The 12,474-nt window shown below is 63.0% G+C and carries 9 protein-coding genes; 1 reads left to right on the top strand and 8 read right to left on the bottom strand.

Annotated elements, in window-relative coordinates:
* Nucleotides 1-60: 60 nt before the first annotated feature.
* On the bottom strand, nucleotides 61-561 hold the full coding sequence (locus KDW55_RS22820; protein ID WP_212161087.1) for an Lrp/AsnC ligand binding domain-containing protein: 501 nt from the start codon (nucleotides 559-561) through the stop codon (nucleotides 61-63).
* A 195-nt stretch (nucleotides 562-756) separates the two neighbouring features.
* Between KDW55_RS22820 and KDW55_RS22815 the strand changes: the two genes are divergently transcribed.
* Entirely contained in the window at nucleotides 757-1,773 is a 1,017-nt protein-coding gene (locus tag KDW55_RS22815; RefSeq protein ID WP_212161088.1) for a 1-aminocyclopropane-1-carboxylate deaminase, read from the top strand.
* A 142-nt stretch (nucleotides 1,774-1,915) separates the two neighbouring features.
* Here the strand turns inward: KDW55_RS22815 and KDW55_RS22810 are convergent, their stop codons facing one another.
* From KDW55_RS22810 to KDW55_RS22780, 7 genes are all read right to left on the bottom strand, one after another.
* The gene (locus tag KDW55_RS22810) at nucleotides 1,916-2,914 is read right to left on the bottom strand and encodes a fimbrial protein (RefSeq protein ID WP_212161090.1); all 999 of its coding nucleotides are present in this window, start codon (nucleotides 2,912-2,914) and stop codon (nucleotides 1,916-1,918) included.
* Nucleotides 2,915-3,049: 135 nt separating this feature from the next.
* The gene (locus KDW55_RS22805) at nucleotides 3,050-5,719 is read right to left on the bottom strand and encodes a fimbria/pilus outer membrane usher protein (protein ID WP_212161091.1); all 2,670 of its coding nucleotides are present in this window, start codon (nucleotides 5,717-5,719) and stop codon (nucleotides 3,050-3,052) included.
* A 91-nt stretch (nucleotides 5,720-5,810) separates the two neighbouring features.
* Nucleotides 5,811-6,551 (bottom strand): fimbria/pilus periplasmic chaperone, encoded by a 741-nt coding sequence (locus tag KDW55_RS22800; RefSeq protein ID WP_212161093.1) that lies wholly within the window; start codon nucleotides 6,549-6,551, stop codon nucleotides 5,811-5,813.
* Between the two features lie 115 nt (nucleotides 6,552-6,666).
* The gene (locus KDW55_RS22795; RefSeq protein WP_212198045.1) at nucleotides 6,667-7,251 is read right to left on the bottom strand and encodes a fimbrial protein; all 585 of its coding nucleotides are present in this window, start codon (nucleotides 7,249-7,251) and stop codon (nucleotides 6,667-6,669) included.
* A gap of 821 nt (nucleotides 7,252-8,072) precedes the next feature.
* On the bottom strand, nucleotides 8,073-11,093 hold the full coding sequence (locus tag KDW55_RS22790; RefSeq protein ID WP_212161095.1) for a hybrid sensor histidine kinase/response regulator: 3,021 nt from the start codon (nucleotides 11,091-11,093) through the stop codon (nucleotides 8,073-8,075).
* 79 nt (nucleotides 11,094-11,172) lie between these two features.
* Nucleotides 11,173-11,832, bottom strand: coding sequence for a response regulator (locus KDW55_RS22785; protein WP_212161149.1), 660 nt, complete (start codon nucleotides 11,830-11,832; stop codon nucleotides 11,173-11,175).
* Nucleotides 11,833-12,169: 337 nt separating this feature from the next.
* Nucleotides 12,170-12,367 (bottom strand): hypothetical protein, encoded by a 198-nt coding sequence (locus KDW55_RS22780; RefSeq protein WP_212161096.1) that lies wholly within the window; start codon nucleotides 12,365-12,367, stop codon nucleotides 12,170-12,172.
* Between the last annotated feature and the right edge of the window lie 107 nt (nucleotides 12,368-12,474).

Here is a 12,474-nt window from a genome sequence, read left to right as displayed (position 1 = left end):
ATCGCGTGGCGTCGCGCTCGCTGCCCGCGCCGCATGCAGGGCCGCCCCGTCACGGATGCGCTACACCGGCAGCGCATGCGTGGACAGTATTTCCTTGAGCACCATGAACGAACGCACCTGCCGCACACCGGGCAGGTACAGCAACTGTTCGGCGTGCAGCCGGTTGAAGCTCTCGTTGTCGCGCGTACGGACCAGCATGAAGTAATCGAATTCGCCGGTCACCACGTGACATTCGACGCATCCCGACACTTTCTGCGCGGCCTTCTCGAATTCGGCGAACGCCTCCGGCGTCGAACGATCGAGCACGAAGCCGATCACGACCAGCATCCCGGCACCGAGCGGCTTCGGCTCGAGCAGCGCGACGATGCCGCGGATCAATCCCGTCTCCTTCAGCCGCTCGACGCGGCGCAGGCACGCCGGCGCGCTCAGCTTCACCTTCGCCGCGAGGCTGACGTTCGAGATCGACGCGTCCTGCTGCAGTTGCCGCAGGATCGCGCGGTCGATGCGATCGAGCGCCGGTGCGGCGTCGGCCGGGGATGTGCTGCCGTGACCTAATTTCATTGCACTGAAACTCCTCTGTGCGAATCGAAATTGTTCGACTGTCCGTTCTATCGCAAATAACGTATGCCGATCGAACGCATTTCGCAAGCTCATTTCCCGCGCTTCTGCCTATCATTTTGCTCATCGGCGCACGGCCTGCCGGGTCGAGCGCGAACGATCCCCTTCCCAGCTTGGTCCCTTCCGGAGCTCCTGCCGATGAACCTGCAACGCTTCCCCCGTTATCCGCTGACTTTCGGTCCGACGCCGATCCAGCCGCTCAAACGCCTTACCGCGCATCTTGGCGGCAAGGTCGAGCTGTATGCAAAGCGTGAGGACTGCAACAGCGGTCTCGCGTTCGGCGGCAACAAGACGCGCAAGCTCGAATACCTGATCCCCGATGCACTGGAGAAAGGCGCCGATACGCTCGTGTCGATCGGCGGCGTGCAGTCGAACCAGACCCGGCAGGTCGCCGCCGTCGCCGCGCATCTCGGGATGAAATGCGTGCTCGTGCAGGAGCACTGGGTCAACTACGAGGATCCCGTGTACGATCGCGTCGGCAACATCCAGCTGTCGCGGATGATGGGCGCCGACGTGCGACTCGTGTCCGACGGCTTCGACATCGGCATTCGCCGCAGTTGGGAAGAGGCGATGGAAAGCGTGCGGCAGGCTGGCGGGAAGCCGTATCCGATTCCGGCCGGCTGTTCCGAGCATCCGCTCGGCGGGCTAGGCTTCGTCGGCTTCGCGGAGGAAGTGCGTGAACAGGAAGCGCAGCTCGGCTTCAAGTTCGATTACGTCGTGGTCTGCTCGGTGACGGGCAGCACGCAGGCGGGGATGGTCGTCGGCTTCGCCGCCGACGGTCGCGCGGATCGCGTGATCGGCGTCGATGCGTCGGCGAAGCCGGAGCAGACACGCGAACAGATCACGCGCATCGCCCGACATACGGCCGAGCTGGTCGGGCTTGGCCGCGATATCGTCGATCGGGACGTCATGCTCGACACGCGTTACGGCGGCCCCGAATACGGTCTGCCCAGCGACGGCACGCTCGAGGCGATCCGGCTGTGCGCGCGGCTGGAGGGCATGCTCACCGATCCCGTCTACGAAGGTAAATCGATGCACGCGATGATCGACAAGGTGCGGCTCGGAGAATTCGAACCGGGCTCGAAAGTGCTGTACGCACATCTCGGCGGCGTGCCGGCGCTGAGCGCGTATGCGGAGATCTTCCGCAACGGATAATGCGGGCGGCAACTGAATGTGATGCACAGGCGCCGCTCGCGTCCGGCCACGTCAGAACCGACGGGGACGCTGTGCGGCGCTCTGCGTGCGCCCGAACGGCGAACGCCGGCCGATGCATGCTGTTTGACAGCAGATGGTTCCGTTACTGGTACGACATATTCACGATAACGCGGCCGATTACGCTCCCCGACGAGAAGGTATCGGCGGTACGGATGTATCGCACCGACATCGGGATACTGAGCGACGGTCCCGCGGGCTTTCCAACAAAAAACTGATTTTGCGTCCCCTGCGCGGACGAATCCGGCCCATAAGCAATCGGCGCACCGCGATACAACACTTGATAAGCGATGCCGCGTGCGGTCGAATCGCTGGTCGGCTTCAGAGTTGTCGACCGGTTCGTCGGGTCAGTTGCGTCGGCCAGTGTCGAGTACACCGACAAACCGCTCGGACAATCTGTCAAGTTGAGCGTGAAAGCGGTCTCGCCGCCGACCGATCCTGGCGCCTCCATTTTCGAGTAAAGCACCTGCGGCAGCTTCACGTCGATCGCCGAGTCAGTCAACCGACATGCCTTGCTGACGATCGAGAAGTTGTTCACGGAGAGCGTATAGGTTTGGGCTGTGTGCAGTGCCTGCTTGTACGTGACTTGCATCGACGGCAGCGTCTTGGTCGTCCCGCCGCGAACGGGTCCGGTTACGATCAGTTGTGCCGCTGAATTGAACCAGTCTGACGCGGTCGAGCTCCATGGTGCGGACATCGCAAACGGCGCTTCGCGTGTATTGGAATGGCCAACGGCCACGCCAAAGAACTTGATGCCAATACCGTCTATGCCGGTTTTATAGACATTCGTGTAGCCCGGAACCAGTTCGCCGTTCACGACCGTCGCCGTCGACGTGGTCTCGTAAGGCGAGTAATCGCACCGCAGCTTACCTTCCGTGGCTCTTGAATATTGGGTCTTCTTCGTGCCGATTACCGCATCGCGAACGTAGGTGACGTCGCTGAACGTCAGCGTGTCCGTTACCGAGTGCGACGTCGAGTCGTCGATGTAGCAACGCGCCAATGCCGACGCGCTGCTCAATCCGCATATGGCAACGATGACCCAACGCGTGCCAGCGCGTATCGTCGATCTGCTTATGTTTCTCATCACACATTCCTCACTGTTCCGTTCGCTTCCGAGGCCGGCGCTCTGGAGCAGGCGCTTCCGCGAACTACACCGTCTTTCTGTCTTGTCGAGACCTAGCGTCACGTTCGCACCGTTGCCCGCACGTACGTCCACGCATTACCCCGCCGCCGGCGCATGCCGCTGCGATGCAGCCGGCGCAGGCGCCACAACGCCACCCGCGACACAAGGCAATTCGAAGCTGTGCAACGGCTGATACCCACTCGCGCGCTTGCGCACCGGCAGCGAATACGACAGCTTGCAGACCGCCGTACCGTCGTCCTTTTCCCACTGCACCTTCAGCTCGCCGCGGTCCTCGAGGCCACGCGCCAACAGCTTGCCGCCCTGCCCGATCACGCCGACGTCCTTGCCGGACCCATCCGTAACGATTGCCCCGAACGGCACCGGCGCGCCATCCTCCTGCCGCGCACGAATCACCGCCGAGCGGCCGTAGTCGGTCTTGAATACCAGCAGCGGCACGGCGCCCGCCAACGGCGCGACACGCTGGCTCGTTTCCTTCAGTTCGACGTCGGTCGACAATCCCTTCGGATCGAGCGAGACGTCGTTCATCGCGAACGGCGTCATGTACGGAACGATCGCGTAGCCGCGCCCGTCAACCCGCACACCGGACGCATTCGTGACACGCGCGCCTTCCGCATGCTTCGCCTCCACGATCGCGAAGGTTTCGGACAACGGCTGCGACAGCGTGATGCCGCCGCGATGTGCAACCAGCGCGCCACGCGCACCGACCGAGAACTGCTGATAGTCCGCACTCGCGCCGACGCTGCCATTGAGCTCCGCCCGCGCGCCGCGGTACATGATGTTCGCCCCGCCGCTCGTCTGCGAGTTGTCCGACGCGGCACTGTGGTTGACGTTGACGCCATACGACACGTTGCTGTCTACACCGAGCGAGCCGCTCAAGCTCGTCTGCACCTGCGTCGACCCGCGCGAATCGTGGTTGAAGTTGGTCGACAGCGTCGCCGGCCGCGTGCGGCCGAGAGGAATCGACAATCCGGCATAGACGAGCGTGCTCGCCCTGCCCCACGCATCGCGCTGGCGCGTCGCCGACACGTTGTACGACACGTTGCGAAACGAATTGCTGTAGCCGACCGTGAAATCGGTATCCGATCCCTTGCGGTTCCAGTACGTTGCCGTCGACGCGGTGAGGTTGAGGCTGCCGCCTTTTTCGCCGAGTTGCTGGCTCATCGTCAGCGACGCACGGTTGCGCTGCCGGTAGATCGCGGTCGACGACACGTTGACCTTCGCCTGATCGCGCGCTGCCATCGCATCGTTCAACCCGAAGAAGCCGTTCGTCGAATAGCGGTACGCGGCGATCGCGACGTTCGTGCCGGTCGCGGCCACCGTCTTCGCGTAGCTGATGCGAAAACTCTGCCCCGAATGGGTCCGCTCGTTCGGGATCTTCGTCGTCGCATGGGTCACGTCGACGCCGAACGCACCCCACGACGTGTTCAGCACCGCGCCGGCCATCGCCGACAGATAGCCTTGCGCGATCGTCGCGCCGCCGTAGCCGGTCAGCGCGTTCGTCAGCCCGCGCTGCCAGGTCGCCTGCGTAAACACCGGCGTCGTATTCGGCAGGTTACGCACGGCGCCTGCCGTGAAACTGTAGCGATGCTGCCCGGGTCGCAACGACATCGGAATGGCCGCGTACGGCACCGAGAACGAGTGCACGGACCCGTCTGCTTCGGTGACGACCACGCGCAGATCGCCGCCGTACCCGGTCGGGTAGAGGTCGTCGATCACGAAGCCGCCGGGCGCGACCGTCGTTTCGTATAGCTTCACGCCGTTCTGCGACACCGTCACCTTCGCGTTGGTGTTCGCGACGCCGCGCACGACCGGCGCATACCCACGCTGCGATTCCGGCAGCATGCGGTCGTCCGAATACACGCGCACGCCGCGGAACGACGTCGAATCGAACAGATCGCCGGTGGTATACGTATCGCCCACCACGAGCTGCGACGACCACGCCGACAGATCGCGCTGCAAATAAGTCGCCGCGTTTTCGTACTTGCGGCGGCCGCGGTCGTCCCAGTTGAGCGAGCCGTTGTGGCGGAAGTGCCAGCGCCCGTAATTGAACCCGCCGTCGACGCCGACGTAGCCTTGCGTGCTGCCCTTCGCGCCGCTGACACGCGAGTGGTACACGTTCGCGTTATAGCCAAGCATCGCCACCGGCACGCCTTCGGTCCATTGGTCCGGGCTCACGTAGCCACGGGCCTTGCGCAACAGCGACACCTGCGGAATGCTCAGGTCGAGCCGAAGGTCGTTGAAGTCGAAGCTGACGGACGCTTCCGGAATCGCCTGACCGATACGCAAGCTCGCACCTTCCTGGTCGAGCGTCTCGCGCACGTCCTTCGGCAGACGTTTCAGATCGACGCCGATCCGGTCGAGCAGCGCCTTGTCAAAGTACGGCTGCGCATCCGGCGTGTCGGGCGCGGACTTGAATTGCACCTCGGCGCGCCCGACCCAGTTGCCGTCCACGTAGATATCCGGGCTGTACATGCCGGCACGGACCACGTTGCCGCGTTGATAGCGAGTGACGTCGATCGCGCCGCCGCCGTGGTTCAGGAAGCCGCCTTCGAACTCGACCTGAGCGAACTCCGTCTGCGCGATCTGCATCGTCCCTGCATCCGCCACCTGTATCGCCGCCATGTCGGTGTTTTCTGTCGCCCGCGCGGCCTCCTGCCATCCGGCTATGATCGTGAAAAGCAACGCGCAAATGGGCTTCAGCTTGGGCATGCTGTCCACCAGCCCACCTGTGTTTCGCTTTTCCATCGTTGAAAGGTTCCCGTAGTTTTGTGGATGTCACTGCGTGAAATCCATTGATCGCTGCCTGAGTGAAGCCGATCCGTGCGCTGAAATAGTTTTATTGGCCGACCGTCGCCTCGTGACCGTGATTGGCGCCCCAGTCGTCGACACTGCTGTACAACACCTTTGCGCCGGCGAAGTTCGCTCCGTCCGCGCTCTTGATCGGAAATGAAGCGGTTTCGCCCGGAAGCACATGGCCAAGCGCCACTTCGAAAGATTTGCCGCCGGCCCTCAATTCGATACCGGCCAGATTCACGACGTAGGCGCTCGGATTGGTCGCCTTCAGCACCGGACGGTGCGTGTCGTCGGTGCCGACACTCCACTTCAGTCGGGCGGGCGCATCGACCGCGTTGCCCGGCAACTTCGCGGGCCGGTACATCAACTTGACTCGCGTGCGAAACGCGAACTGCAGGCGGTTCACGTCGTCGCCCGCCGATGCCTTCGGCGGCACGTCGAGCACGTTCAGCCAGAACAGCGATTCCTTGTCCGCCGGCAGCGCCTCGCCGGAATGGATAATCCGCAGCGTCTGGCCCTTGCCCGGCTCGATGCGGAAGACCGCCGGCGTGATCACGAACGGCACGTCGATCGTGTCCGGTGCTGCACGCTCATCGCCTGTGTCAAGCCATGCCTGCACAAGCGCCGGCAACTTCCCGTCGTTCGTGAGCTGGAGCGTGACTTCCTTTTCGCCGCCATCAAAAATGACCCGCGTGCCGGACAGCGTGACGCTCGCTTGCGCGTTCATGCAGAACAGCATGGACATCAAAACCAGCAGGATTGCGTAGGGACGATTCGTGATCATTTTCGATAGAGCTCCTTGATTAGTAATTCGAATTGGCCGACGAACATTGATACGTCGGCCTTTCCACTCACCGGCCGCCTACCGGCGGCCGGCGCGTTCCGTCACGATCGACTGCTTACGGATAGACCAGCGAGTACGTGACGAACGAGTTCGCGGAACCGCCCGACACCTCATCGCTCGTCGCGACGTACTGAGCCGCGAACTGAAGCGTCGCCGTGCCGGTGCCGCCTACGGCGGTGTCGATGTCGACGACCTGCGCACCTTGAGCCGAGCTTTCCGCACCGATCTTGATCGGCTCGTACTTGTCGTTCAGGATCGCGATTTCGACGTTCTTCGCTGCATCGGTGCCGGTGAGCTTCAGGCGGCCCGTGCCGAGGTTCACGTTCGGCCCCGGTTCGAACGCCACCGAAACCTTCTTCACCGGCGCGGGGATGGTCTTGCCACTCTCCGTCTTGTCGGTCGTGCAGCCCGACAGCGAAAGCTTGAACGGCGTACGGCCTGCGGTGGCACCCGCGGCCGCGAGCTGGTTGGTCGCCGTCTTCGGCAGCGGGACCGTCAGATCGTTCGTCCCGCCGTTGATCTTGCAGGTCGATGCGACCACGGAGCCGGTGAAGTTGATCGTGCCGTCCGAAGCATGAGCCGCGTTCATGGCCACGAAGGCGAGACCTGCGGCCGACATCATCATCGCGAGTTTTTTCATTGTCAGGTTAATCCACAAATTAACAATTAATTAGAAGCGGTATCACTCAATCAGGACATTCCACCGCACCACCAAAACAAACATCCCGGATAAAATCAGCCCTGCCTCCGGATAGAGGAAAAATGACATAACCAGAGGAATTCATGGGAACCAGAAACTACGACTTCCACGAATTACACGGAATCACGCTGAAATATCCGACGAATCGAAACGGAGGCCACCCATGCATTCGCGTCGCCCTGATGCAAGATACCTGTTCAAGTATCCGAATGTTACTCAGGGCTCGTAAGGCAAGGACGCCACCACCCGAATCCGCATTGCCGCCCGTTTTTTGCAAAGCTAGACAACTACAGGCGACAACTGAATTCTACTGAGGGGCCCGAATGTCCGCATTGGAACGAGTTCCAAACGGACTTGCCAAACATTAGGACGAGTACTAAAACGTGAAAATCTCACGCGCCCGGCGACAGCCGACCATCTGCATGTGTCGCATCCATCCACTCCCACTGGCGTGTTTCCTGACGACCGATGCGGTTACACTTCGATTTTTAATGCGCGAATATTAATCTACGCAATCGTGAAAATTTTTCTAAATTTGGCGTCGTCACTCGACGATTGGGGAATGAAGTCCGAATCCAGGATTAACGCGACAAAGCAGCGCCTGTTCGCATCGGACGCTCCGGATTACGTCGGGAGTTCACTTTGGACAGACGACGAAATACGGCCGATCGAATGGCGATCGTCGCAATGACGGAACGAGGGAAAGCCGCCTCGCCGAAGGTGCTCGCGAGAAGACATTTGGAGGCATTGCCGCGCGGTACTTATGATGCGCGCCCGGTGTGCGGACAAACGGTGTCGCACAACCGCGCGAGCGCGCGCCGAATCTCGTCCTGAAAGGCAGGCCAGCGAATGCGCAGCTCTGCGATATCGGCTTCTTTTTCTATCCGCTCCATTTGCGCACATGCGGCTGAGGTGTCCGCGTCGCCAACGAGCGCGAAGCCGCCCCGCATCGAGTGCAATTCCTGCCGGATCGTCTGAAGGTCGCCGGCCGCCAGCGCCGCTTCGATGATCGGCAGCGACCGCAGCGTTGCAGCGTGCAACTTCTGACGCATCTCGTCCGTCACCGCGATCGATTGGCGACGCGCCGGCTGCATTGCCGCACCGCGCCCCGCATGCCGCCGCAACACCGCGTCGAGCGCATCGATCGACAGCGGCTTGAGTACGACCTCCGCCGCGCCGACCTGCGCGCAACGCCGCCGGTCTTCTTCGGTCGCATGCGCGGTCATCGCGATCACCGGCACCGTCGCGCCCTGCTCACGCAGGAAATTCGCAAGCGCGAAACCGTCGAGTTCGGGCATGCCGAGATCGGTCAGCACCACGTCGAACGGCTGCGCGAAATACGCGCGCATCGCTTCGACACCGTTCGAGACGAGCGTGGCGTCGCAATGCAGCGCATCGAGCTGATCGCGCAACAGCGCACGGCTTGCCGGATGGTCCTCGGCAACGAGCACGCGCAGCGGTGCATCGCCGTGCGCGGGCGCCGGCAATGGCGCGACCCCGGATTCCGTTTCGTCGAACGCGACACATGCGTCGGACGAAGCGGCTGGAAGCGGCAGCGACACAATGAACGCCGCGCCGCGGCCGGGCGCGGTGTCGACTGCCAGATCGCCCTGCATCAGCCGCGCGAGGCGCCGGCACAGCGGCAATCCGAGCCCGGTGCCGCCAAAGCGCCGGTAGATCGACGCATCGGTCTGGACATACACGTCGAACAGCGTCGGCAGCCCCTCCGGCGCAATGCCGATACCGGTGTCGCGCACCACGATCTCGACGCCATGCGCCTGACCGGCAGTGCTCATCGGTCTGGCATCGATCGTCACGCTGCCGCGCTCGGTAAACTTGATTGCGTTGCTAACCAGATTCGACACAATCTGGCGCAGGCGGGTCGGATCGCCAACGTAAGCGTCTGCCAGCCGCGGATCGATCATGCATTCGAGCGTGAGATGCCTGGCCGCGGCGAGCGGATGAAAAATCGCCGCGACGTCGCGCACAACCGCGCGCAGGTCGAACGGCACCGCCTCGAGCACCATCTGGTTCGATTCGACCTTCGACAGGTCGAGCACGTCGTTGATCACGCGCAGCAATGCATCCGACGACGACATCACCGTGTGGAGGCGCCGCCGTTCGTCCGGCGGCAGCGGCGCACGCTCCATCAATTCGAGATTGCCGACGATCGCATTCAGCGGCGTGCGGATCTCGTGACTCATCGTCGCCAGAAACGTCGACTTCGCCTTGTTCGCGTCCTCGGCGGCTTCGCGGGCCTCGCGCAGTTTGTCCTCCATCTGCTTGCGCGCGGTGATGTCGGTCAGCGTACAGAGCAGCACATCGACGCCGCGATAGCGGCTGCGGGCGATATGCGCAGCGAGATAGGTCGTACTGCCGTCGGCAAGCCCGATCGACAACTCGTGTGTGACGATGCGAGGCGCACGCCTGCCCGAGACCCGGGCGTGATAGGCCTGCCAGATGCGCTTGCCGAGCGCCGCAACCGCACCGGCGTCGCCCAATCTGCGCGCAGCGTCGTTGCGCACCAGCGTGTCGCCGTTAGCGAGCGACAGCAGCATGAGCCCGGCCGGCGCCGTGCGAATCAGCGCACGGTTCAGCGCTTCGCTTTCGATCAACCGAATCGCGCGACGGTTGGCCGGACGCAATGCGCGCCAGTCGAACATGACGATCGCAAACCACACCGTTCCGATCGCGAGCAGCGCGAGCCCGACTGCCGTGCCCAGTGGCGCGGCCATATCGGCGAACAGGCTGCGCCACGACATCGTCGCGGTCAGCACCTCGCGGAACCCGGGCATCGGGTCTCCGATCACGATACTCGTGCCGACGCGATGGGCCACAGCTCGCTCGCCGCGTGCGACATGCGCAAAATCGAGTGCGCGGGCGGTCAGCGCAGAATCGGCTTCGCGGCCGGTCAAAACCTGTGCGGTCGGGCTGACTAGCGCGTAATCCATGCCCGGGGATGGTGAACGGAGCAAATCGTCGATCGCCACCCGCGGGACGACGACGAACCATGCGATCGGTTTGCCCTGCGCGTCGCGCACGGCCTGCACGAACCGCAACACCGAGCGCCCGAGCAGCGGGTCGTCGCGCCGCTCGAGCAGAATCTTCCGGTAATCCGGCGCGGCAGCCGCCGACACGAATTCGCGCGCCGGTTGCAATTGCCGCACCAACGCCTTAATGTCGAAGCCCGGCGGCAACACCAGTGCCTGCTTGACCAGCGGATAGCCGGTCACGATGACGAAATTGCCGTCCGGGTCGATCAGATAGCCGCCCATACCCGGATCGCCAGGCTGCTGTGGCGGCATGATGCCTGTGACCTCACTTTGAGCCAGTAGCTTGGCGAGCAAGGACGCGTAGCGACGCGTGGGTTGCGACGATGAAGGAACCGCGAACGCAGCGAACACCACGCGCCCGGCATGGCCGACGCCAGTCAGCCTGCCGCGATCGTCGACGAAACGCGAGAAGGCCTCTGGCGGCGCGGCCGGGCCATGGCTCGCTATCATCTCGAGGTTTTCGACGTAGCGGTTCTGGAGCGCCCTGACCACTTCCATTTCCGCCAGCAGGTCGGCCTTGCGGACCAGGAACTCCGATCGGAACTGCACGACCGTTTCCTGAAGGTCGAGCCGCGCAACGAGCGCCGTGCAGACCAGCACGAAGACCGTGATCGCCACACCGCTTCCATACAGCAGCCACTGCTGCTGGCGACGCACGCGCCCGGGTTCGAACGGTTTGCGGCCGCCAGCCGCGGCATGCGCGATCAGCGTTTTCAGTTTAGTGGGCATGCGCGTCGTCGAAGTCGTATCCGCGCCGGCAACGCATCATCCACTGCACCGGTCGCCGGCACTGTCGGTCCGTGATCGTCTATACATCGCCCACGGGCAAGTCGGGCAGCTGGCCCTCGCCCGCGTAGCGAATCAGATCGGCATCGCGGACGATACCGAGCTTCTTCATCGCGCTGGATTTCTGCGAACTGATCGTCTGCTTGCTGCGATGTAGCTGGACGGCGATCTGACCGACCGTCAGGCCGGCCCCGTACAGCCGCACGACTTCGATTTCGCGCGCGGTCAGCGTGCGGACACCCGCGGACGGCTGGCACTCCTCCAGCAGTTTCTTGACGAACGGAGACAGATAATTCGCTCCGACGAACGCCGCATGAACCGCGCCGACCAGATGCGAAATGGCGTCCGACTTGCTAAGGATGCATCCGACGCCCTGCTTCTGAATCGCGAGCAATACGCTCGGGTTGTCGATCATCGTGATCGTCACGAGGCGCAGCGCCGGGTAGCGACGCTGAAGAAAGGACAGCAGCGACAGGCCGTCGCCATACTTGCCGCCGGGCATCACGTAATCGACGACGAGCACATCGCTCTGCTGCTCGTCGAGCATCGCCACCAGATCGGTCGAATTGGAGACGGTGCCCAGTAGCTTGATCGTGCTACTGCCCGCGAGTGCCTGCGACATCCCGAGCGCGGACGAAGGATGATCGTCCGCAACCATCACTCGCACAAAAAATTCATCCATCTCTGTTCTTCTCCCGATACACGCGGCCTGACGTGCGTTGTTGTGCGACGCGCCGTGATTCGCACCCATCCCGCAGCACGATTGCTTTGCGACATTCGGCAAACCGGGCGGCGCGCAGCGCAATTTTAAGATAATAGACGGGTTCTGTGCTGCGCCGGCACGATGGGGCATGGCCGCCTGCGCCCACACCGCTCCGATGCAACCTCGCTCGTCGGACAACGCGCCCCGTACGGCAGTCGCGGCATTTGCACTGACCAGCGCCCGCGAGTAACCGATCGGCAGTGCCCCAGCGCTGCCGATCCATCGCGTTCCGCAAGGTGCTGCCCCGAGCCGCTGACTAACGCTTGACTTCGGATTTGCCGGGTTCGCCCGATCCGTCATCCAAAGCGTGCTGCCACTCGGTAATGACCCGCCGCTTCTGCGATGGCGACATCATCATGAATTCGTTCAGCTTCGTGAGGAAATCCCGTCTGGACTTCTCCGGCAACGTCGCAAATCCAAGCAGCAGCCCGAACACCTTTCCCGTATAGCGCACGGTCTTACCCTTCCTTCTTCAGTCGAAATCACGCGGCACCGAAGCGATGCGGCGTGTCTGCCTTCCCCGTTCTGACGCAGGCGATCTATGCCACCCTCACGCCGCTT

Source organism: Burkholderia sp. AU19243, assembly GCF_018148075.1.
In the GTDB taxonomy this organism is placed as follows: Bacteria; Pseudomonadota; Gammaproteobacteria; order Burkholderiales; family Burkholderiaceae; genus Burkholderia; species Burkholderia latens_A.
This window is presented reverse-complemented; position numbering and strand designations above follow the sequence as displayed.